Origin of the sequence: Pseudomonas sp. 18173, assembly GCF_050432945.1 — a bacterium.
Lineage (GTDB): Bacteria > Pseudomonadota > Gammaproteobacteria > Pseudomonadales > Pseudomonadaceae > Aquipseudomonas.
The window spans coordinates 201,096-223,806 of the sequence record NZ_JBKFTN010000002.1 but is presented as its reverse complement, the minus strand read 5'-3'; the positions used below and the strand labels follow the sequence as shown (position 1 = coordinate 223,806).

The 22,711-nt window shown below is 61.8% G+C and carries 20 protein-coding genes; 12 read left to right on the top strand and 8 right to left on the bottom strand.

Going from position 1 to position 22,711, the window contains the following annotated elements; genetic code table 11:
* Positions 1 to 123 precede the first annotated feature (123 nt).
* From rnc to pdxJ, 4 genes are all read left to right on the top strand, one after another.
* The gene (gene rnc, locus ACLD1X_RS03145; protein ID WP_007973960.1) at positions 124 to 813 is read left to right on the top strand and encodes a ribonuclease III; all 690 of its coding nucleotides are present in this window, start codon (positions 124 to 126) and stop codon (positions 811 to 813) included.
* Positions 806 to 1,708 (top strand): GTPase Era, encoded by a 903-nt coding sequence (gene era, locus ACLD1X_RS03140; RefSeq protein ID WP_093214366.1) that lies wholly within the window; start codon positions 806 to 808, stop codon positions 1,706 to 1,708. The genes rnc and era overlap by 8 nt, the downstream gene beginning before the upstream one ends.
* 154 nt (positions 1,709 to 1,862) lie before the next feature.
* Complete coding sequence (gene recO / locus ACLD1X_RS03135) at positions 1,863 to 2,552, top strand: DNA repair protein RecO (protein WP_429366079.1); 690 nt, start codon at positions 1,863 to 1,865, stop codon at positions 2,550 to 2,552.
* Positions 2,553 to 2,601: 49 nt separating this feature from the next.
* Positions 2,602 to 3,348: a pyridoxine 5'-phosphate synthase gene (gene pdxJ / locus ACLD1X_RS03130; protein WP_429366078.1), complete on the top strand. Its 747-nt coding sequence runs from the start codon at positions 2,602 to 2,604 to the stop codon at positions 3,346 to 3,348.
* Between the two features lie 127 nt (positions 3,349 to 3,475).
* Here the strand turns inward: pdxJ and mltF are convergent, their stop codons facing one another.
* Positions 3,476 to 4,936 (bottom strand): membrane-bound lytic murein transglycosylase MltF, encoded by a 1,461-nt coding sequence (mltF, locus tag ACLD1X_RS03125; protein ID WP_429366077.1) that lies wholly within the window; start codon positions 4,934 to 4,936, stop codon positions 3,476 to 3,478.
* 285 nt (positions 4,937 to 5,221) lie between these two features.
* Here mltF and purL point away from each other — a divergent pair, with 285 nt between their 5' ends.
* The 3 genes from purL (at position 5,222) to ACLD1X_RS03110 (ending at position 10,263) form a co-directional block, all read left to right on the top strand.
* Entirely contained in the window at positions 5,222 to 9,118 is a 3,897-nt protein-coding gene (gene purL / locus ACLD1X_RS03120; RefSeq protein ID WP_429366076.1) for a phosphoribosylformylglycinamidine synthase, read from the top strand.
* A 5-nt stretch (positions 9,119 to 9,123) separates the two neighbouring features.
* On the top strand, positions 9,124 to 9,435 hold the full coding sequence (locus ACLD1X_RS03115) for an NGG1p interacting factor NIF3 (RefSeq protein ID WP_429366075.1): 312 nt from the start codon (positions 9,124 to 9,126) through the stop codon (positions 9,433 to 9,435).
* Between the two features lie 366 nt (positions 9,436 to 9,801).
* Positions 9,802 to 10,263, top strand: coding sequence for a RidA family protein (locus ACLD1X_RS03110; RefSeq protein ID WP_429366074.1), 462 nt, complete (start codon positions 9,802 to 9,804; stop codon positions 10,261 to 10,263).
* A gap of 111 nt (positions 10,264 to 10,374) precedes the next feature.
* On the opposite strand, the gene nagE is transcribed toward ACLD1X_RS03110, so the two are convergent.
* The 7 genes from nagE to ACLD1X_RS03075 form a co-directional block, all read right to left on the bottom strand.
* Positions 10,375 to 12,090, bottom strand: a complete 1,716-nt coding sequence (gene nagE, locus ACLD1X_RS03105) for an N-acetylglucosamine-specific PTS transporter subunit IIBC (protein WP_429366073.1) — start codon at positions 12,088 to 12,090, stop codon at positions 10,375 to 10,377.
* Positions 12,091 to 12,120: 30 nt separating this feature from the next.
* Positions 12,121 to 14,637, bottom strand: coding sequence for a phosphoenolpyruvate--protein phosphotransferase (ptsP, locus tag ACLD1X_RS03100; protein ID WP_429366072.1), 2,517 nt, complete (start codon positions 14,635 to 14,637; stop codon positions 12,121 to 12,123).
* Between the two features lie 150 nt (positions 14,638 to 14,787).
* Positions 14,788 to 15,810 carry an SIS domain-containing protein gene (locus tag ACLD1X_RS03095; RefSeq protein WP_429366071.1) on the bottom strand — a complete coding sequence of 341 codons (1,023 nt, stop codon included), beginning with the start codon at positions 15,808 to 15,810 and terminating at the stop codon, positions 14,788 to 14,790.
* Entirely contained in the window at positions 15,791 to 16,897 is a 1,107-nt protein-coding gene (gene nagA, locus ACLD1X_RS03090; RefSeq protein WP_429366070.1) for an N-acetylglucosamine-6-phosphate deacetylase, read from the bottom strand. Before nagA ends, ACLD1X_RS03095 begins: the two co-directional genes overlap by 20 nt.
* Positions 16,898 to 16,936: 39 nt before the next feature.
* A complete protein-coding gene (locus ACLD1X_RS03085; RefSeq protein ID WP_429366069.1) occupies positions 16,937 to 17,668 on the bottom strand; it encodes a GntR family transcriptional regulator in 732 nt (243 codons plus the stop codon).
* Between the two features lie 296 nt (positions 17,669 to 17,964).
* Positions 17,965 to 18,468, bottom strand: a complete 504-nt coding sequence (locus ACLD1X_RS03080) for a L,D-transpeptidase family protein (RefSeq protein WP_429366068.1) — start codon at positions 18,466 to 18,468, stop codon at positions 17,965 to 17,967.
* A 50-nt stretch (positions 18,469 to 18,518) separates the two neighbouring features.
* Positions 18,519 to 19,067, bottom strand: coding sequence for an NUDIX hydrolase (locus tag ACLD1X_RS03075; RefSeq protein ID WP_429366067.1), 549 nt, complete (start codon positions 19,065 to 19,067; stop codon positions 18,519 to 18,521).
* A gap of 147 nt (positions 19,068 to 19,214) precedes the next feature.
* On the opposite strand from ACLD1X_RS03075, the gene ACLD1X_RS03070 reads away from it, so the two are divergent.
* The 5 genes from ACLD1X_RS03070 (at position 19,215) to purT (ending at position 22,527) form a co-directional block, all read left to right on the top strand.
* Positions 19,215 to 19,814, top strand: a complete 600-nt coding sequence (locus ACLD1X_RS03070; protein WP_429366066.1) for a CoA pyrophosphatase — start codon at positions 19,215 to 19,217, stop codon at positions 19,812 to 19,814.
* 71 nt (positions 19,815 to 19,885) lie between these two features.
* Positions 19,886 to 20,410, top strand: coding sequence for a gamma carbonic anhydrase family protein (locus tag ACLD1X_RS03065; protein WP_429366065.1), 525 nt, complete (start codon positions 19,886 to 19,888; stop codon positions 20,408 to 20,410).
* Positions 20,407 to 20,622: a DUF1289 domain-containing protein gene (locus tag ACLD1X_RS03060; RefSeq protein ID WP_429366064.1), complete on the top strand. Its 216-nt coding sequence runs from the start codon at positions 20,407 to 20,409 to the stop codon at positions 20,620 to 20,622. Before ACLD1X_RS03065 ends, ACLD1X_RS03060 begins: the two co-directional genes overlap by 4 nt.
* A 169-nt stretch (positions 20,623 to 20,791) precedes the next feature.
* Positions 20,792 to 21,259 (top strand): VUT family protein, encoded by a 468-nt coding sequence (locus tag ACLD1X_RS03055; RefSeq protein WP_429366063.1) that lies wholly within the window; start codon positions 20,792 to 20,794, stop codon positions 21,257 to 21,259.
* An 86-nt stretch (positions 21,260 to 21,345) separates the two neighbouring features.
* Positions 21,346 to 22,527: a formate-dependent phosphoribosylglycinamide formyltransferase gene (gene purT, locus ACLD1X_RS03050; RefSeq protein ID WP_429366062.1), complete on the top strand. Its 1,182-nt coding sequence runs from the start codon at positions 21,346 to 21,348 to the stop codon at positions 22,525 to 22,527.
* Positions 22,528 to 22,711 lie beyond the last annotated feature (184 nt).

The following is a 22,711-nucleotide window of genomic DNA, read 5'->3' as shown; positions in this document are numbered from 1 at the left end:
AGAAAGCATGAAGCCAATGATATTCAGGACGTTATTTTTGAACACAGCGTTAATTGTCCCAAGCCTGCGCCGCCTCACGGCGATGGCAGTGCAATCGAACCACGAACTCAGCGTGGGTAAACCGTGAGCGTCTCCTTAAGCCGTCTAGAGCGTCAGCTCGGCTACACCTTCAAGGATCAGGAACTGATGGTCCTGGCCCTGACTCACCGCAGTTTTGCCGGGCGCAATAACGAACGCCTGGAATTCCTCGGTGACGCCATCCTCAACTTCGTCGCCGGCGAGGCGCTGTTCGAGCGCTTTCCGCTGGCCCGCGAAGGCCAGTTGTCGCGTTTGCGCGCGCGCTTGGTGAAAGGTGAGACCCTGGCCGTGCTGGCCCGTGGTTTCGATCTAGGCGAATACCTGCGCCTGGGGTCGGGCGAATTGAAAAGCGGCGGCTTTCGTCGCGAGTCGATTCTGGCCGATGCCCTGGAAGCGCTGATCGGTGCGATCTACCTCGATGCTGGCATGGAAGTGGCCCGTGAGCGTGTGCTCGCCTGGCTGGCCGGAGAGTTCGAAGGCCTGACGCTGGTCGACACCAACAAGGATCCAAAGACCCGCCTGCAAGAGTTCCTGCAGTCCCGTGGTTGTGAGCTGCCGCGTTACGAAGTGGTGGATATCCAGGGTGAGCCGCATTGCCGGACGTTCTTCGTCGAATGCGAAATCATCTTACTGAATGAAAAAAGCCGAGGTCAGGGTGTGAGCCGTCGTATTGCCGAACAGGTAGCGGCCGCCGCAGCGCTGATTGCCCTGGGTGTGGAGAATGGCAATGACTGATACAAACGCAACTCGCTGTGGCTATGTTGCCATCGTCGGCCGTCCGAACGTGGGCAAGTCCACGTTGCTGAACCACATCCTGGGTCAGAAGCTGGCGATCACCTCGCGCAAACCGCAAACCACCCGCCACAACATGCTCGGTATCAAGACCGAGGGCGATGTGCAGGCGATCTACGTCGACACCCCCGGTATGCACAAGGGGGGCGAAAAGGCCCTGAACCGCTACATGAACAAGACCGCTTCGGCGGCGTTGAAAGACGTCGACGTGGTGATCTTCGTGGTCGACCGCACCAAGTGGACCGACGAAGACCAGATGGTGCTCGAGCGCGTCCAGTACGTGACCGGCCCGCTGATCGTGGCGCTGAACAAGACCGACCGCATCGAGGACAAGGCCGAGCTGATGCCGCACCTGTCCTGGTTGCAGGAACAGCTGCCGAACGCGCAGATCATCCCGATTTCGGCGCAGCACGGGCATAACCTCGATGCGCTGGAGCGCGTGATTGCCGAGCACCTGCCGGAGAACGATCACTTCTTCCCGGAAGACCAGATCACCGACCGCAGCAGCCGTTTCCTCGCCGCCGAGCTGGTGCGCGAGAAAATCATGCGCCAGATGGGCGCCGAGCTGCCGTACCAGATCACCGTGGAAATCGAAGAGTTCAAGCAGCAGGGCAAAACCCTGCACATCCATGCCTTGATCCTCGTCGAACGCGATGGCCAGAAGAAAATCATCATTGGCGACAAGGGCGAGCGCATCAAGCGCATCGGCACCGAGGCGCGCAAGGACATGGAGCTGCTGTTCGACTCCAAGATCATGCTCAACCTCTGGGTCAAGGTTAAGGGCGGCTGGTCCGATGACGAGCGTGCATTGCGTTCGTTGGGCTACGGCGACCTGTAAGACACAGCAGCCCCCCTGTAGGAGCGAGCTTGCTCGCGATGGTCGATAACGATAATGCTGGCTTTCTGAATGAACGCGGCGCTTTCAATTCCATCGCGAGCAGGCTCGCTCCTACAGTCGTTTTTGAGCGCCCAGTTACCTCGGCGAGAAGCCCATGTCCCAAACCCCTCCCATCGGCCAACCCGCCTACGTCCTGCACTCCCGCGCCTACCGCGAAAACAGCGCCCTGGTGGATTTCCTCACGCCGCAAGGCCGGCTGCGGGCGGTGTTGCGCAGTGCACGGGGCAAGGCCGGGACGCTGGCGCGGCCGTTCGTGCCACTGGAAGTGGAGTTTCGGGGCAGGGGAGAGTTGAAGAATGTCGGGCGCATGGAAAGTGCCGGCATTTCTACCTGGCTCAATGGCGAGGCTTTGTTCAGTGGGCTTTATCTCAATGAGCTGCTGATTCGCCTGTTGCCCGCTGAAGATCCGTTCCCCTCGGTGTTCGATCATTACGCCGCCACTTTGTTGGCCCTGGCCGAAGGTCGTCCACTGGAGCCCTTGCTACGCTCCTTCGAGTGGCGCTTGCTCGATGACCTCGGCTACGGTTTTTCCCTGACAGTTGATATTCATGATCAGCCCATCGCGCCGGACGGTCTCTACCGTCTGCAAGTGGATGCGGGACTGGAGCGTGTCTACCTGTTGCAACCGGGCCTGTTCAATGGCGCCGAACTGCTGGCCATGGCCGAAGCCGACTGGTCCGCCCCCGGCGCTTTGTCTGCCGCCAAGCGCCTGATGCGCCAGGCATTGGCCGTTCACTTGGGCGGCCGTCCACTTGTCAGTCGCGAGCTGTTTCGCAAGCCCTGATCACACCGTATGCTGTGCACCGAACTTTCTCTTCTTCTGGAGCGCTTCCGTGACCACCAGCACCCGTATTCTTCTTGGCGTGAACATCGACCACGTTGCCACCCTGCGTCAGGCCCGGGGCACCCGTTATCCGGACCCGGTCAAGGCGGCACTGGACGCGGAAGAGGCGGGCGCTGACGGCATCACCGTGCACCTGCGCGAAGACCGTCGGCACATTCAGGAGCGCGACGTGTTGCTGCTCAAGGACGTGCTGCAAACCCGCATGAACTTCGAAATGGGCGTCACCGAAGAAATGATGCAGTTCGCCGAACGCATCCGCCCGGCACACATTTGCCTGGTACCGGAAACCCGTCAGGAGCTGACCACCGAAGGCGGCCTGGACGTAGCGGGGCAGGAAGCGCGGATCAAGGCGGCGGTCGAACGCCTGTCGAAGATCGGCTGCGAAGTGTCGCTGTTCATCGATGCCGATGAGCGCCAGATCGAAGCCTCCCGCCGTGTTGGCGCGCCAGCCATCGAACTGCACACCGGGCGTTATGCCGATGCCGAAACACCGGCCGAAGTCGCTGAAGAGCTCAAGCGTGTGGCCGATGGCGTGGCCTTCGGCCTGGCCCAGGGCCTGATCGTCAATGCCGGCCATGGCCTGCACTATCACAACGTTGAAGCCGTGGCCGCGATCAAGGGCATCAACGAGCTGAACATCGGGCACGCGCTGGTGGCCCATGCGCTGTTCGTTGGCTTCAAGTCGGCTGTTTCGGAAATGAAGGCGCTGATTCTGGCGGCTGCCGCAAAAGCCTAAGCCGAACACAAAAACCAATGTGGGAGCGGGCTTGCTCGCGAAAAAGGAGTATCAGCCAACAGAGATGTTGGATGATAAATTGCCTTCGCGAGCAAGCCCGCTCCCACATTTGATCTCGGTTGTTCTGTCAGAGCGGCGAAGGCTCCTGCGCCGGCTTGGTCTTGTCGATCCCCGGAACCAGCAGTTTGCCCTCGGCGACCTGGTCGCCTTCAAGCTGCGGCTGCGTGACCCAGGTCAGGATGTCGTAGTAGCGCCGGATGTTCGCCACGAAATGCACCGGTTCGCCGCCACGGGCGTAGCCGTAACGGGTTTTGCTGTACCACTTCTTTTCCGAGAGGCGGGGCAGGATCTTCTTCACATCCAGCCATTTGTCCGGATTCAACCCTTCCTTGGCCGCCAGTTTGCGTGCGTCGTCCAGGTGACCGCTGCCGACGTTGTAGGCCGCCAGGGCAAACCAGGTCCGGTCCGGTTCCTGGATCGACTCGTCGAGCTGGTCTTTCATGTAGGCCAGGTACTTGGCGCCGCCCATGATGCTCTGTTTAGGATCCAGGCGATTGGATACGCCCATGGCCTGCGCGGTGTTCTGGGTCAGCATCATCAGGCCACGCACACCGGTCTTGGACGTGACGGCCGGTTGCCACAACGACTCCTGGTAGCCGATGGCCGCCAGCAGGCGCCAGTCGACTTTCTCTTTCTTGGCGTACGACTTGAAGTGCTGTTCGTACTTGGGCAAGCGTTGCTGCAAGTGTTGCGCAAAGGTGGTGGCGCCCATGTATCCGAGAACGTCGACATGCCCGTAGTAACGGTCCTTGAGGCGTTGCAGGGTGCCGTTTTTCTTGACCTTGTCGAGGTAGTCGTTGATTTCGTTGAGCAGGCTGTTGTCGTCGCCCGGCGCGACGGCCCAGCTCTGGTTGCTGGCGTCGCCGAGGTCGAAGGCGACCCGGATGTTGGTGAAGTACACCTGGTTCATCGCGACTTCGTTGGAGTCGACCAGCGTCAGGTCGATCTGACCTTCGTCGACCATGCGCAGGAGATCGACGACCTCGACCGCGTCAGACTCTTCGTATTCGATGCCGGGAAATTTCTGTTTCAGCTGCGCTAGTTGTTCGGCGTGGGTGCTGCCCTTGAGCACCATGATCTTCTTGCCCACCAGATCTTTCGCGTCGGTCGGCCGTGACTGGCCGTTGCGGTAGATGATCTGCGGGGTGACTTCCAGGTAGGAGTGGGAGAAGCGCACCTGCTTCTTGCGCTCTTCGCTGCTGACCAGGCCGGCAGCCGCCAGCACCGGGCCGTTGGGCTGGCCTACCTGGTTGAACAGGTCATCGAGGTTGTCGGCGGTCTCGATCTTGAGCTCGACCCCCAGATCGTCGGCGAAGCGCTTCACCAGCTCGTATTCGAAGCCGGTTTCACCGTTGCGATCCTGAAAGTAGGTGGCGGGGCTGTTTCGGGTAACCACCCGCAGCACACCATCCTCCTTTACGCGCTCGAGCGTGTTGGGTTTATCAACACAGCCACCGAGCATCAGGAAGAGTCCGGTTGCGATCAGCCATTTGGCGTACCGCGGACGTAAAGCCGTTGGGGAAAACATCTGCGCAGTATACGCAAAGGACCACGGGCGCCATATCTCGACAGCGAAGGGCTTGTCTGCTAGCGATCACAAAACCGCTCGAAACCCCGCAGGAATGGGCCTTGTCTGCATTTTGTTACAGTAAAAATAAGCTGTCGTCATACGCCGCATTAACCTGACTTTCGAGGCAGAAACACAGATTGGCACCCGAGTGCAACCGTGCGTAGCGTTTCGGGTGATGTCGCGGGCTGTTTAGGCTAGAATGCACGGCCTCAAAGCACACCCCTTCCCGAGGCTGTCCCGAAGATGTTGATCCTGCGCGGCGCTCCTGCCCTTTCTGCCTTTCGCCACAGCAAGCTCCTTGAGCAACTGAGCCAGAAGGTTCCGGCTGTCAGTGGCCTGTATGCTGAATTCGCTCACTTCGCCGAAGTTACCGGCGTCCTGACCGGCGACGAACAGCAGGTGCTTGCGCGCCTTCTGAAATACGGTCCAAGCGTTCCGGTACAAGAACCGACCGGTCGTCTGTTCCTGGTGTTGCCGCGTTTCGGCACCATCTCGCCATGGTCGAGCAAGGCCAGTGATATCGCCCGTAACTGTGGCCTGGCGAAAATCCAGCGCCTGGAGCGCGGCATCGCGTTCTACGTGGCCGGCCAGTTCAGCGACGCTGAAGCTCAGGTGATCGCTGACGGTCTGCACGACCGCATGACCCAGATCGTCCTGGGCAACCTTGAACAGGCCGCCGGTCTGTTCAGCCACGCCGAACCGAAACCCCTGACCGCGATCGACGTGCTGGGTGGCGGCCGTGCCGCGCTGGAAAAAGCCAACACCGAGCTGGGCCTGGCCCTGGCCGAAGACGAGATCGACTATCTGGTCAACGCCTTCGTGGGCCTTTCGCGCAACCCGCACGACATCGAACTGATGATGTTCGCCCAGGCGAACTCCGAGCACTGCCGTCACAAGATCTTCAACGCCAGTTGGGACATCGACGGTGAGAGCCAGGAAAAAAGCCTGTTCGGCATGATCAAGAACACCTACCAGATGCACAACGAAGGTGTCCTGTCGGCCTACAAGGACAACGCTTCGGTGATCGTCGGCTCCGTCGCCGGTCGCTTCTTCCCGGACCCTGAAACCCGCCAGTACGGCGCGGTGCAGGAGCCGGTGCACATCCTGATGAAGGTTGAAACCCACAACCACCCGACCGCGATTGCCCCGTTCCCGGGCGCGTCCACCGGTTCCGGTGGCGAAATCCGCGACGAAGGCGCTACCGGCCGTGGTGCCAAGCCGAAAGCCGGCCTGACCGGTTTCACCGTGTCCAACCTGCAGATCCCGGGCTTCGAACAGCCGTGGGAAGTGCCGTACGGCAAGCCGGAGCGCATCGTCACTGCGCTGGACATCATGATCGAAGGCCCGTTGGGCGGCGCTGCGTTCAACAACGAATTCGGCCGTCCGGCGCTGACCGGTTACTTCCGTACCTTCGAACAATCGATCACCACCCCGCACGGTGATGAAGTTCGCGGCTACCACAAGCCGATCATGCTGGCCGGCGGCATGGGCAACATCCGTGAAGAACACGTCAAGAAAGGCGAGATCGTCGTCGGCTCCAAGCTGATCGTGCTCGGCGGCCCGGCGATGCTCATCGGCCTGGGCGGCGGCGCGGCTTCCTCCATGGCCACCGGCACCAGCTCGGCAGACCTGGACTTCGCTTCGGTACAGCGTGAAAACCCGGAAATGGAACGCCGTTGCCAGGAAGTCATCGACCGTTGCTGGCAGCTGGGCGACAAGAACCCGATCAGCTTCATCCACGACGTGGGTGCGGGCGGCCTGTCCAACGCCTTCCCGGAACTGGTCAACGACGGCGACCGCGGTGGCCGTTTCGAACTGCGCAACATTCCAAACGACGAGCCGGGCATGGCCCCGCACGAAATCTGGTCCAACGAATCCCAGGAACGCTACGTTCTGGCCGTTGGCCCGGCGGACTTCGAGCGCTTCAAGGCGATCTGCGAACGCGAGCGTTGCCCGTTTGCCGTCGTCGGCGAAGCCACTGCCGAGCCACAGCTGACCGTCACCGACAGCCATTTCGGCAACAGCCCGGTGGACATGCCGCTGGAAGTATTGCTGGGCAAGGCCCCGCGCATGCACCGTTCGGTGGTGCGTGAAGCCGAGCTGGGCGATGACTTCGATCCGTCGACCCTGAACATCGCCGACTGCGTCGAGCGCGTCCTGCATCACCCGGCCGTGGCCAGCAAAAGCTTCCTGATCACCATCGGCGACCGCACGATCACCGGCCTCGTGGCCCGTGACCAGATGGTCGGCCCGTGGCAGGTGCCGGTGGCCGACGTTGCCGTCACCGCCACCAGCTTCGACGTCTACACCGGTGAAGCCATGGCCATGGGCGAGCGTACTCCGCTGGCACTGCTGGACGCTCCGGCGTCGGGCCGCATGGCTATCGGCGAAACCCTGACCAACATCGCCGCTTCGCGCATCGGCAAGATCTCCGACATCAAACTGTCGGCGAACTGGATGTCCGCTGCCGGTCACCCAGGTGAAGATGCACGCCTGTACGACACCGTGAAAGCGGTCGGCATGGAACTGTGCCCTGAGCTGGGCATCACCATTCCGGTGGGCAAGGACTCGATGTCCATGGCTACCCGCTGGAATGATGAAGGCGTGGACAAGTCCGTTACGTCGCCAATGTCCCTGATCGTGACCGGTTTCGCGCCAGTGACTGACATCCGTCAGACCCTGACCCCGCAACTGCGCATGGACAAGGGCACCACCGACCTGATCCTGATCGACCTGGGCCGCGGCCAGAACCGCATGGGCGCCTCGATCCTGGCACAGGTTCACGGCAAGCTCGGCAAGCAGGCTCCGGACGTCGATGACGCCGAAGACCTGAAAGCCTTCTTCGCCGTGATCCAGGGCCTCAACGCCGATGGTCACCTGCTGGCTTACCACGACCGTTCCGACGGCGGTCTGTTGACCAGCGTGGTGGAAATGGCCTTCGCCGGTCACTGCGGCCTGAGCCTGAACCTCGACAGCCTGGCGGATTCTTCCAGCGACATCGCCGCGATCCTGTTCAACGAAGAACTGGGTGCCGTGATCCAGGTTCGCCAGGACGCCACACCGGACATCCTTGCGCAGTTCAGCGCTGCCGGCCTGGGCGATTGCGTGTCGGTGATCGGTCAGCCGATGAACAACGGCGAGATCAGCATCACCTTCAACGGCGACACCGTGTTCGAAGGCCAGCGTCGTCTGCTGCAACGCCAGTGGGCCGAGACCAGCTACCAGATCCAGCGTCTGCGTGACAACGCCGACTGCGCCGAACAAGAGTTCGACGTGCTGCTGGAAGAAGACAACCCGGGCCTGAGCGTCAAGCTGAGCTACGACATCAACCTTGACATCGCCGCGCCTTACATCAAGAAAGGCATCCGCCCACAGGTTGCCGTACTGCGTGAGCAGGGCGTCAACGGTCAGGTGGAAATGGCGGCTGCGTTCGACCGCGCCGGTTTCAACGCGATCGACGTGCACATGAGCGACATTCTGGCCGGCCGTGTCGACCTGAACGACTTCAAGGGCATGGTCGCTTGCGGTGGCTTCTCCTACGGCGACGTATTGGGTGCCGGTGAAGGCTGGGCCAAGTCGGCGCTGTTCAACAGCCGTGCCCGCGATGCGTTCCAGGGCTTCTTCGAACGCAACGACAGCTTCACCCTCGGCGTGTGCAACGGCTGCCAGATGATGTCCAACCTGCACGAGCTGATCCCGGGCAGCGAGTTCTGGCCGCACTTCGTGCGTAACCGTTCCGAGCAGTTCGAAGCCCGTGTGGCCATGGTGCAGATCCAGGAGTCGAACTCGATCTTCCTGCAAGGCATGGCCGGTTCGCGTATGCCGATCGCCATCGCCCATGGTGAAGGTCATGCCGAGTTCGCCAGCGAAGAAGCACTGCTGGAAGCCGATCTGTCAGGTTGCGTGGCGATGCGTTTCGTCGACAACCACGGCAAGGTCACCGAAAGCTACCCGGCCAACCCGAACGGTTCGCCGCGCGGGATCACCGGTTTGACCAGCCGCGACGGTCGCGTGACCATCATGATGCCGCACCCGGAACGTGTGTTCCGCGCTGTGCAGAACTCGTGGCGTTCGGATGACTGGAACGAAGACGCACCGCTGATGCGCATGTTCCGTAATGCTCGCGTCTGGGTGAACTAAACACCGTGTACAAGCTCAGCTTTTTTGTTCCAGCCAGTCACGTCGAAGACGTGAAAAGTGCCGTATTCGCCGCCGGCGGCGGGCGGATCGGCGCTTACGATCACTGCGCCTGGCAGGTGTTGGGCCAGGGCCAGTTTCGTCCCTTGGACGGCAGTCAGCCGTTCATTGGCGAAGCGGGGCAGGTCGAGCAGGTCGAGGAGTGGAAGGTTGAGCTTGTCGTGGCTGATGAGTTGATCGTTGCTGTTGTGGCGGCGTTGAAGCTCAGTCACCCGTATGAGACACCGGCTTATGAAGTGTGGCGGCTGGAAGATTTTTGATAGCTGCTGAATAAGAAACCCGCTGAGAGTGATTTCAGCGGGTTTTTTGTTGTTTGCTTTTCTGTAGGAGTGAGCCTGCTCGCGATAGCGTTCCTACAGATGCAGGAACATTTTCCGAAGTGCCTGCTGAATCTTCCTATCTACTTTTCAGAGACATTCTCTGAATTTGCCTCGGAATTATCACCGGTTGTGTATTTGCGACTGCGGTGGCGACGTCTTCGCTACCATGCCGGCCGGCTTGGTCCTGCTGTCCCCTGTAACGAGAAAGGGCAGCAGGACCTGGCAGGGGCGGCTGCACAGTGATGGTTCGTTAGTGGATCAAACAGACGACTGCTCGACATTCTTGTGGACGAAGGATTTGAAACCGTGAAGAAAATTCTATGGATGGCGGTCGGCGTTTTAGCGGTGACTTTGGTCGGGTGTGCAGGCTCCGAGGTCAAGAATCCTGGCAATAAGGGCAATGTTCAGTTCTATGATTCGGGGCGTTTCAATTTGCCCTTCTCCGATGGTGTAAGGGTTGGGAATGTGTTCTACACCTCAGGGGAAATCGGCGACAAGGCAGGATCTGACAAGCTGGTCCCCGGCGGTATCAAGGCTGAGTCTCGCCAGGCGCTGGATAACATCAGAGACACGCTTCAGGTTAACGGCTATGAACTGAAAGACGTGGTCAAGTGCACAGTGATGTTGGCCGACATGAAGGAGTGGCCGGCATTCAACGAGGTGTACAAGGAGTACTTCAAAAAGCCTTATCCGGCCCGCAGCGCATTTGGTGGGAATCAATTGGCGTTTGATGCACGCATGGAAATTGAGTGCATCGCGGCCAAGTAACGAGCTGAGTTATCAGGTTCAGCGCATCATCGTTCATCGCGAGCAGGCTCGCTCCACAGGTGATGTGGATGCGAGGCTGCTCGCGATGGCAGCCAGGGGAGGATGTCCGGTTCAGACCTTGGCGCTGACCTCGCTGCGATTGACGAGTGCCTCGATCGCCCCACTCAAACTCGCCGCCTTGTCTCCCACCAGCAAATGCCAGACCCCACCATCCAGCTGGCTGACACCCTGACAACCCAGCTCCTTCAACTGGCTCTCCGACAATGCTTTACCGTCCGCCAGTTGCAGGCGAATGCGGGTCAGGGCGATGCAGTCCAGTTGCAGCACATTTTCGCTGCCGCCCAGTGCAGTCAGCCATTGCCGGGCTTCCGGCGCAGCGACAAATGCAACTTTCGATTCCTCGACCACCACCGCAGGCGCCGGCACCAGGGCACGCCCCAACGCCGGCATGGCGAGGCGAATCTCATCCGCAATGCTGTCCGCCATCGGCCCGACCACGACCTGCAAACTGCCGCCCTTGCCCGGACGTACCACTGCCATTGCACCCAACGCTTTCAAATCAGCATCTGACGCCCTGTTGCGATCCACCATCTCAAGGCGCAGGCGGGTCGTGCAGGCGCCGACGGTCACCAGATTCTCCGCGCCACCCAGTGCCCTGATGTAAGCCGCTGCTCGTTCATTTTCGCTCAGGACAACTTTCTCAGCGGTGGCAGCGTCTTCCCGTCCTGGCGTCTTGAGATTGAAACGGCGGATACAGAAGTCGAACACCAGGTAATAGATCAGCGCATAAACCAGGCCGACCGGGACCACGAGCCAGCCATTGGTGGATTTGCCCCAGCCGAGGATCATGTCGATGAAGCCGCCGGAAAAGGTAAAGCCGAGGTGGATGTTCAGCAGGTTGGTGACAGCCATGGACAGGCCGGTCAGTAGCGCATGCAGCAAGAACAGCAGCGGCGCGAGGAACATGAAGGCGAATTCGATGGGCTCGGTGACACCGGTCAGGAACGAGGTCAGGGCCATCGACAGGAATATCCCGCCCATGATTTTGCGCCGTTCCGGCAGGGCGTTGCGGTACATCGCCAGGCAGGCGGCGGGCAGGCCGAAGAGCATCACCGGGAACATGCCGGTCATGAACTGGCCGCCTTTCGGGTCGCCGGCAAAGTAGCGCGATATGTCACCGGTCACCACGGCACCCGTGGTCGGGTCGGTGAAGTTACCGAACACGAACCAGGCCATGTTGTTGATGATGTGGTGCAGGCCGGTGACGATCAGCAGGCGGTTGAGCACGCCGAAAATGAATGCACCGATGCTGCCGCTCTCCAGCAGCAGCGCGCCGAAGCTGTTGATGCCGTGCTGGACCGGTGGCCAGATCAGACCGAACACCACGCCCAGGCCGACCGCGCTGAAACCGGTCACGATCGGCACAAAACGCCGGCCGCCGAAGAACGCCAGGTACTCCGGCAGCTTGATGTCCTTGAAACGGTTGTACAGCGCGCCGGCCATCAGGCCGCTGATGATCCCGGCGAGCATGCCCATGTTGATGCTCGCATCCAGCACCTTGAGCGTGGACACCATCACCAGATAACCGATGGCCCCGGCCAGACCGGCCGTGCCGTTGTTGTCCTTGGCGAAACCGACCGCGATGCCGATGGCGAAGATCATGGCCAGATTGGCAAAGATCACCTGGCCGGCGTCGTGGATGATCGCGATGTTCAAAAGGTCCGTGTCGCCCAGGCGCAGCAGCAGGCCCGCAATCGGCAGGATCGCGATAGGCAGCATCAGCGCGCGGCCGAGGCGCTGCAGGCCTTCGATAAAGTATTGGTACATGGCGGTACTCCCTGGATTTTTTGTTGTTCTTCAGCTCAGAGGCCAATGCTGGTGACAGGCGTGACGTACCGCAGCGGCGCTGCTCAGCTTGAGCAGGTCCTGGCTGATGCGCCGGCATTGGCTGGCATCGAGATGGCGCACGCGATCCTTGATTTCACCGATCTGTACCGGGCTCACCGACAGTTCACTCACGCCCAGCCCGACCAACACCGGCGTGGCTAGCGGATCGGAGGCCAGCGCCCCACAAACCCCGACCCAGCGTTTGTGCTGTGCGGCACCTGCACAGGTCTGGGCAATCAAGCGCAGCAGTGCCGGGTGCAGGGCATCGACCCGCGAGGCGAGACCGGCGTGGTCACGGTCCATGGCCAGGGTGTATTGCGACAGGTCGTTGGTGCCGATGGACAGGAAGTCCGCGTGTTCCGCCAGCTGTTCAGCCAGCAGAGCGGCGGCCGGCACTTCGATCATCACCCCCAGTTCCGGGCGCTCGCTCAGGCCCAGTTCGGTGCACAAGGCGTCGAGGCGCTGGCGGATGTGCAGCAACTCCTCGACCTCGGTCACCATCGGCAACAGGATCCGGCAGCGGGACAACGGGGTGACGTGCAGCAGGGCGCGCAGTTGCTGGTCGAGCAATTCCGGGCGGGCCTGGGCCAGGCGAATGCCGCGCAGGCCGAGCACCGGGTTCGCCTCGGCGGGCAGTGGCAGATAGTCGAGTTGCTTGTCGCCACCGACGTCGATGGTGCGAATGATCACCGACTTGTCACCCATGGCATCGAGCACGGCTTGATAGGCGTGGTGTTGTTCCTGTTCGTCCGGGGCGGTCTGGCGGTCGACAAAGAGAAACTCGGTGCGCAGCAAGCCGACGCCGTCGGCGCCATTGGCCAATGCGTCTGCCGCTTCCGTGCTGGACGCCACATTGGCGGCGACTTCGATGCGCAAGCCGTCGGTGGTCAGCGCGGGTGTATGCGCCTGGAGCTGTTGTTCGGCCCGGCGTTGCTGCTGTTGCAGTTGCCTCTGGCGCACGTCCGTCAGGCGTTCGGCGCTTGGCATCAGTTCGAGACGACCGCCGTCGGCGTCCAGCACCACCTGTTGCCCCTGTTGCTGATCGAGCAATGTCGAGCCCAGTGCGACCATGCACGGCAAGCCTTTGCCCCGCGCGAGGATTGCCACATGGGACGTCGCGCCGCCTTCGGCCATGCACAAACCGGCGACACCTTGCTGACTCAGTTGCAGCAGATCGGATGGGGTCAATTCGTGGGCGGCGACGATGGCACCGGGTGGTACATCGTAATGCCAGGCTTCACCGAGCAGGGCGCGCAGCACCCGTTGCTTGAGGTCGCGCAGGTCGTTGGCGCGCTCGGCCAGCAGCGTGCTGCCCAGTTGCCGGAGCACGTCGCACTGCACGTCGATCGACTGGCTCCAGGCGTGGGTCGCCACGGTGCCGAGATCGATGGACCGGCGGGCCGCGTCCAGCAATGCCGGGTCTTCCAGCAGCGCGAGATGGGCGGCGAAGATGGCTTCTTCGTCAGTGTTCCTGTGTTTTCTGGCCTGGTCCAGGGTGCCGGCGATTTCGCTGCGGACCTGGGTCAACGCAGCGTCGAGGGATTGCCGTTGCTGCATCGGATCATTGTGCCCGGCATCCGCAGGCAGGCTGATCGCGTTCAAGCGCAACAGCGGCCCGCCGACCAGCCCCGGAGCGGCGCAGACACCGTGCAACACACCGGCTTCGGCCACCCGGTTGCGCTGGACCATCGATGCCGGGGCGGTGGCGTGATGCTCTTCGGCCAGTGCCGTGGACAGCGCAGTCAACAACGCTTGCAGTGCGGCTTCGGCATCCGGACCCTGGCAGCTGACCTGCACTTCGTCATGCTCGCCGACGGCCAGGCCCATCAGCCCGATCAGGCTGTCGCAGGTCGCCGATTTACCGGCGAAATGCAGCCGGGATCTGCTTTTGAAACCCAGGGCGGTCTGCCGGATCAACGCGGCCGGCCGGGCATGCAGACCGCCACGATGGGCGATGCGGATGTGGCCGACCACTTCTTCGCCGACAAGCTCCACGTCCGCCTGCACGCCCGCGGCCTGGCGGCGAATGATGTGCAGCAACGGTTCGCCGACTTTCACCGATTTGAGGGTGATGGGCCGGGCCTGAAAATCCTGGCTGTTGGTGAGGATCAGCAGGCTGACCAGGCTTTTGCATTGTTGCGCGACCTTGTCCAGGTCGTAGCGCAGCAGCGGCTGGCCATTGGCGACCCGTGCACCTTCCTGCACCAGCATCGAAAAGCCCTGGCCTTGCAGTTCGACGGTGTCGAGACCCAGGTGCAGCAGCAGTTCCGCTCCATTGTCGGCACGCAGGGTCACCGCATGGCCGGTGCGGGCGACATGCACCACGACGCCCGCGCAGGGCGCGTGCAGGGTATCGTTCAACGGGTCGATGGCGATCCCGTCGCCCATGGCGCCACTGCTAAACACCGCATCCGGGACTTTGGCGAGCGTGAGCACCGGGCCGCTGAGCGGGGCGCTTAAGGTCAGCTCTTTATTGTTGTTATGCATGGCTCGGTCTCATCAGGAAAGCTATTGGGAACGACGCGGCCCTTGTAGGAGCGAGCTCGCTCGCGATGGTCGTAAACGAAAACGCGTGTTTGTTGGATAAACGCGGCGTTCTTTAGTCCATCGCGAGCGAGCTCGCTCCTACAAGGGGGGTTAGTGCGTACGAGTGACTTTGCTCAGGTGCCGCGGCTGGTCCGGGTCCATGCCACGAGCCACGGCCAAACCGGCGGCCATCACGTAGAAACTCTGTATCGCCAGGATCGGATCGAGGGCCGGGTGCTCGGCGCGGGTCAGGGTCAGGTCGCGCTCGAGCACGTCATCCGGTGCGGCCAGCAGGACACGGGCGCCGCGCTGGCGCATGTCGGCGGCCAGGCTGAGCAAGCCGGCCTGTTCGGCACCGCGTGGGGCGAATACCAGTAGCGGGTAGTTGTCGCCAATCAAGGCCATCGGGCCGTGACGGACTTCCGCGCTGCTGAAGGCTTCGGCCTGGATCGCCGAGGTTTCCTTGAACTTGAGCGCCGCTTCCTGGGCGATGGCAAAACCGGCGCCACGGCCGATCACCATCAAGCGTTGGCAATCGCGCAGGGCGTCGATGGCCGGGCTCCAGTCCTGCTTCGCGGCGTCGCGCAGGCCATCGGGCAAGGCAGAAACGGCCTCCAGCAGTTCGGCGTCTTCCTTCCAGTGGCCAATCAGCCGGGCGCTGGCGCTGAGGGTGGCGATGAAGCTCTTGGTCGCGGCAACGCTGCTTTCGGTGCCGGCACACAGCGGCAGGCTGAATTCGCAGGCGGCCTCCAGTGGCGAGTCTTCGGCATTGACCAGCGAAATGCTCAAGGCACCGCGCTTGCGCAACAGGCGCAGGCTGTTGACCAGGTCAGGGCTCTGCCCCGATTGCGAAAAGGCGAATGCCACCTGGCCGCTGACCTTCAACGGTGCCTGTTGCATGGTCACCACCGACATCGGCAACGAGGCCACCGGGATGCCCAGCAACTGCATGGTCAGGTAGGCGAAATAACTGGCGGCATGGTCGGAACTGCCACGCGCCACGGTCATGGCCACTTGCGGCGGCTGACGGCGCAAGCGTCCGGCGATCTCGATCATCTGCGGGTCTAGCTGCTGCAACTGGGCCTGCACGGCCTCGAACGAGGACAGCGCCTCTTCAAGCATTTTTGAAGTCAATGTCTTCTCCTTCGACCATGACGGCGGTCAGTTTCAATGAGCGATCCAGCCGCACGCAGTCGGCCCAGGCCCCCGGTTGCAGGCGCCCGCGTTCGGTGATGCCGAGGTAGTCGGCGGGGAATTGTGAAAGGCGCTGCGAGGCTTCGGTGATGGGCAGGCCGATCTTCACCAGGTTGCGCAGGGCCTGATCCATGGTCAGCGTGCTGCCGGCCAGGGTGCCGTCGGGCAGGCGCACGCCGCCCAGGCATTTGGTCACGGTGTGGCTGCCGAGTTTGTATTCGCCGTCGGGCATGCCGGCGGCCGCGGTCGAGTCAGTGACGCAGTACAGGCATGGAATCGAGCGCAGGGCCACGCGGATGGCGCCGGGGTGCACGTGCAGCAAGTCCGGAATCAGTTCGGCGTATTGGGCGTGGGCCAACGCGGCGCCGACGATCCCCGGCTCGCGGTGATGCAGCGGGCTCATGGCGTTGTAGAGGTGGGTGAAACTGCTGGCGCCGGCCTCCAGCGCCGCCACGCCTTCCTCGTAACTGCCCAGGGTGTGGCCAATCTGCATGCGGACGCCGCGGCTGCTCAGATCACGGATCAAGGCATCGTGACCGGCGATTTCCGGAGCGATGGTAATCACCCGGATCGGTGCGAGCGCCAGGTACGCTTCGACTTCGGCCATCAGCGCCGTGTGGGCGAAGTTGGGTTGCGCACCGAGCTTGCCGGGGTTGATGTAGGGGCCTTCGAGGTGCACACCGAGCACCCGGGCGCAGCCTTGGGGCCGCTGCTCGCAGAATTCGCCGACGGCCTTGAGCACGCTGGATATCTCGTCGCTCGGCGCGGTCATGGTGGTGGCCAGCAGCGACGTGGTGCCGAAGCGCAGGTGGGTTCGGGTGATGGTCTCGAAGGCCGGCGCGCCTTCCATGATGTCTTTGCCGCCGCCGCCGTGAACGTGCAGGTCGATGAAGCCCGGGAGCAGGTACGGCAGGTCGTTGTCGGCCGGATCGCAGGGCTGGCCTTCGATCGACACGACTTTGCCGTGTGCGTGGACCAGTCGGCCGCGAACCCAGCCGTGAGCGGTGAGGATGTTGTCTTCGGACATGATCGGTTCTCTGGTTTGACGGCTTCGCGGTGCAGGGTCCTAGCGGCGAAGCTCTGCCACAAAGTCGTAGTAGTCGTTACGGCAATAGGTGTCGGTGACTTCGATTGGCGTGTTGTCTTCCAGGTAGCCGACCCGGGTCATCAGCAGCATCGCGGTGCCGGGGGCGATGCCGACCAGGGCTGCGAACTCGTCCGAGGCGTTGATCGCCTGGATATGCTGCAGGGCGCGGACAACCGGTTTGCCGATGCCGTCGAGGAATTCGTAGAGGGAGTCGCCGACCAATTGCGGGTTGGCAATGATCGAGGCGGGCAGGGTGCTCATCTCGATGGCCATCACGGTGTCGTCGGCCTTGCGCAGGCGTTTGAGCCGCGCGACCTTGTCGTTGGGCGACAGGCCGAGGCGGATCAACTCTTCGTGGGTCGGCAGGGTGATTTCCCGCTCAAGCCATTGCGAGCCGGGGACGAAACCCTTGAGGCGGAGCATTTCACTGAAACCGGAGAGGCGCGACAACGGTTGTTCGAGGCGTGGCGTGATGAAGGTGCCGGAGCCTTGGTTACGGCGGATCAGACCTTGCTCGAACAACACTTCCAGCGCCTTGCGGGCGGTGACCCGGGAGATGCCCAGCGTCTCGCTCAGATTGCGCTCCGATGGCATGGCCTGTTCGGCTTTCCACTGGCCGGCATGGATCGCCGCTTCCAGATTGCGTGCCAGTTGCAGATACAGCGGCGTGGGTTGGGTGTCGTCGGGGCGCAGGGCCAGTAGGTCGTTCATGTAGGCAGTGTCCGATGCGGGTATAGGATTGTTGTCGCCCGGTTGTGAGGCGAAACCTAATACCACTTGAATACCATGTCAACGCCGCCACTGGGCCTTTGGCGCGAGAAATCCTGCCGTTTTGGCCGGTTTTCCAGAGGGTGGTTCTAAGTGGTATTAGCGTAGAGGGAGGCAGCAGCAAAAATCGCAGCCTGCGGCAGCGTCTACAGGTCAGAGTGGTATCACTGCTGTAGGAACTGCCGCTGGCTGCGATCTTTTGAATTTATTTTTTGCAGGCGACCAATGGTCGTGGGGAGTTACGGGCGGATTTCGATCATCGTGCCGTCCGGCACCAGGTTCCAGACTTCGCGCATGTCCATGTTGCGCATGGCGATGCAGCCGTCCGTCCAGTCCAGGGTATGGAACAGGTCTTCCGGGGTGTCCTCGCTGTCCGGGGTACCGTGGATCATGATCATGCCGCCGGGCTCGACACCTTCACGGCGGGCACGGGCAGAGTCGCTGATGTTCGGGTAGGAAATGTGCATCGCCAGGTTGAAGCGGTCGCTGACCTTGCGCCAGTCAACCCAGTAGAAGCCTTCCGGAGTGCGTTTGTCGCCTTCCATGAGCTTCGGCCCCCTTGGGCTCTTGCCCAGGGAAATGCGATAGGTCTTGAGCGGCTTGCCGTCATTGATCAACTGCAATTGATGGGAAGACTTGAGAATCAGGATTTTCTCGATGACCTTGCCGTCCAGGGTTTCCACGGCAGAAGCCTGGGAAAGCGTGACGAACGACAAACAGAACAGGGCAAGCAACCAGCGCATTGAAACGATTCCCCAGGAGGTGTCGCGACTATTTATTTATAGATGTTTTTTTAGTTGGCAGGCTGAGCAAGCGGCGGGATCGATTCAGACCGTACGGGATAGACCTCGGCCCGCCGGTCAGCGAAGAAGCATTCTAAGGTACGACCCACCGTGCGGAAAGCCAGCTCATCCCAAGGAATGTCCGCTTCGTCGAATAGTTGCACTTCCAGGCTCTCGGGGCCGGCGGAAAAATCCAGGTCCGCCAGTTCGGCACGGAAGAACACATGCACCTGGCTGATGTGTGGCACGTCGATCAGGGTATAGATGCTCAGGTTGCGCACCCGGGCGCAGGCTTCCTCGGCGGTTTCGCGAATGGCGGCCTGTTCGATGGTCTCGCCGTTTTCCATGAAGCCGGCGGGCAGGGTCCAGTAACCGCGCCGCGGCTCGATGGCCCGCCGGCACAGCAGCACCTTGGTGCCCCAGGTCGCCACGCAGCCGGCGACGATGTTGGGGTTCTGGTAGTGGATGGCCTGACAGCTGTCGCAGACGAAACGCAGGCGCGAATCGCCTTCGGGAATGCGCTGGGTCACCGGGTTTCCGCACTGGCTGCAAAATTTCATGCTGGGGTTCCTGAATGCTGCGCCTATCTTGGCGTGCGGCAGTGTCTGTCGGCAAGTTGTCGTTTCGCGACATGGGGCTGTTGCGGGGGTTGGGCGACCGCAGCGATTGGTGCATGATGCCGGGTAAGGCACAAATCGAGAACACTCATGCTGGACGAGCTACTGCATCGGGTTAGTAACCACACTCCACGCACACTGGAGACCGATCGTCGTTTTCCCGAGGCCGCGGTGCTGGTGCCCATCACCCGTAGTGGCGAACCCGAGTTGGTGTTGACCCTGCGTGCCAGTGGTCTGTCGACCCATGGCGGCGAAGTCGCCTTCCCCGGTGGTCGCCGCGACCCCGAAGACCCCGACCTGATTTTCACCGCCCTGCGTGAAGCCGAAGAAGAGATCGGCCTGCCGCCGGGGCTGGTCGAGGTGATCGGCCCGCTCAGCCCGCTGATCAGCCTGCATGGCATCATGGTCACGCCCTATGTCGGGGTCATCCCGGATTTTGTCGAATACCGGGCCAACGATGCCGAGATCGCCGCGGTGTTCAGCGTGCCGCTGGAGTTCTTCCGCAAAGACCCCCGCGAACATACCCATCGCATCGACTATCAGGGCCGCAGCTGGTATGTGCCGAGCTATCGCTATGGCGAATACAAGATCTGGGGGCTGACGGCGATCATGATCGTCGAGTTGATCAACCTGCTATATGACGCCAAAATCAGCCTGCATCAGCCTCCCAAAAGCTTCATCAATATCTGAAGCCATCGTTCGAATGGCCTGAATCCTGATCTGGCTGAAAAAAACCTGCCTGAGCCTTGAGGAAAACAACAATGAAATACCGCCTGGGCGACGCCCGCGTCGAAACCCATCCACAGAGCTGGGTCGCCCCCAATGCCGTGCTGGTGGGCAAGGTCAAGCTGGAAGAGGGCGCCAACGTCTGGTTCAACGCCGTGCTGCGCGGCGATAACGAGTTGATCCTGATCGGCAGGAACAGCAACGTCCAGGACGGCACCGTGATGCACACCGACATGGGCTACCCGCTGACCATCGGCACCGGCGTGACCATCGGCCATAACGCCATGCTCCACGGCTGCACCGTCGGCGACAACAGCCTGATCGGCATCAACGCGGTGATCCTCAATGGTGCAAAGATCGGCAAGAACTGCATCATCGGCGCCAACTCGCTGATCGGCGAGGGCAAGGAAATTCCGGATGGATCGCTGGTCATGGGCTCGCCCGGCAAAGTGGTGCGCGAACTGACCGAGCCGCAAATCAGGATGCTGGAGGCCAGCGCTGCTCACTACGTGCATAACTCCCAGCGTTATGCCCGCGATCTGGTCGAGCAGGAACAATGAGCACGCCCGAACGCCCGGTGCCGTCGCCCTGCGTGAACATTTGCGCGCTGGATGAAGATGATATTTGCACCGGTTGCCAACGCACGGTGGAGGAAATCACCCGCTGGAGCCGCATGACCAACGAAGAGCGGCGCACGGTGCTGGGGTTGTGTCATGAGCGGGCGAAGGCCAGTGGGTTGGTGTGGATGCTCCCCGGGAAATCTGGCGCCTGACAGGCCGACTTCGCGAGCAAGCCCGCTCCCACATATGATCTGTGGCGTACACAAGACCAATGTGGGAGCGGGCTTGCTCGCGAAGAGGCCGGTACAGTCACCACGTCTATTGGCCCATAGCCATCCCTGACGTACCCTGTGCACAAAATTGACAGGTGCTTTCACCCCCATGCTCTTCCTGATCGCCTACATCAGCAGCGTCGTGCTGATCAACTACGCCTTTTCCACCGCGCCGCACCTGGACATCATCTGGTCGGCCTGGGGCGGGCTGGTGTTCGTGTTGCGCGACATGGTGCAAGCCCGGTTTGGACATGGTGCCCTGGTGGCGATGCTGGTGGCGCTGGTGTTGTCCTATGTCACTTCCGCCCCGTCCATCGCCCTGGCCAGCGCCACGGCGTTCGCGGTGTCCGAGTGCATCGACTGGCTGGTGTTCAGCATCACCAAACGTCCCTTGCATGATCGCCTGTGGATAAGTTCGGCCCTGAGCATTCCCCTCGATACCTTTATCTTTTTCGGCATGATCGACACCCTGACACCGGGGGTGATCCTCACTGCCTTGGGCTCGAAATTCGCCGGGGTCACCGCCGTGTGGCTGATCATGGCCTGGCGCCTGCGCAAACAGGCTGTCGTCGGCTGAAGTTCATGTAAAATGCCGCGCTTTCTCCCCATGGATCGCGCCTGGTGCGCCGTATCCTCGATGATCCGCTTCTTGAGGACCTTCAGATGACCCGTATCGGAACTCCATTGTCGCCTACCGCGACCCGCGTATTGATGTGTGGCTGTGGCGAGTTGGGCAAGGAGGTGGTGATCGAGCTGCAACGTCTGGGCGTTGAAGTGATTGCCGTGGATCGCTACGCCAACGCGCCGGCCATGCAGGTGGCGCACCGCAGCCACGTGATCAACATGCTCGACGGCGCTGCCCTGCGTGCCGTGATCGAAGCCGAGAAGCCGCACTTCATCGTGCCGGAAATCGAAGCCATCGCCACCGCGACCCTGGTGGAGCTGGAAGCCGAAGGCTTCACCGTGATCCCGACGGCTCGCGCCGCGCAATTGACCATGAACCGCGAAGGCATCCGTCGCCTGGCCGCTGAAGAGCTGGACCTGCCGACCTCGCCGTACCACTTCGCCGACACCTTCGAGGACTACAGCAAGGCCGTCGAAGACCTCGGTTTCCCGTGCGTGGTCAAGCCGGTCATGAGTTCTTCGGGCAAGGGCCAGAGCCTGCTGCGCAGCGTCGATGACGTGCGCAAAGCCTGGGACTACGCCCAGGAAGGTGGCCGTGCCGGTAAAGGTCGGGTGATCGTCGAAGGCTTCATCGATTTCGACTATGAAATCACCCTGCTGACCGTGCGCCACGTTGGTGGCACGACGTTCCTGGCGCCGGTCGGTCACCGTCAAGAGAAGGGCGATTACCAGGAGTCCTGGCAACCACAAGCCATGAGCCCGATCGCCCTGGCGGAATCCGAGCGTGTGGCCAAGGCCGTAACCGAAGCCTTGGGCGGTCGTGGGCTGTTCGGTGTCGAACTGTTCATCAAGGGTGATCAAGTGTGGTTCAGCGAAGTCTCGCCGCGTCCACACGATACCGGTATGGTCACGATGATTTCTCAGGACCTGTCGCAGTTCGCCCTGCATGCACGGGCGATCCTCGGCCTGCCGATCCCGGTGGTGCGCCAGTTCGGGCCGTCGGCCTCGGCGGTGATCCTGGTGGAAGGGCAGTCGACCCAGACCGCATTCGCCAATCTGGGCGCCGCCTTGAGCGAGCCGGATACCGCATTGCGCCTGTTCGGCAAGCCTGAAGTCAACGGCCAGCGCCGCATGGGCGTTGCCCTGGCACGCGACGAGTCGATCGAAGCCGCCCGCGCCAAGGCGACCCGTGCTTCGCAGGCGGTCGTTGTCGAACTGTAAAAACAGCTGCGGCGGGCCTATACCTTCTAAAGGCATCGCGCCATTGCTTTACCTGTAGGAGCGAGCTTGCTCGCGATGGACTCAAGAACACCGCGGGGAACCTGACTGCCCGCGTTATCGTTAACGACCATCGCGAGCAGGCTCGCTCCTACAGTTCATTTATCAACGCTTCAGGCCTGTACCC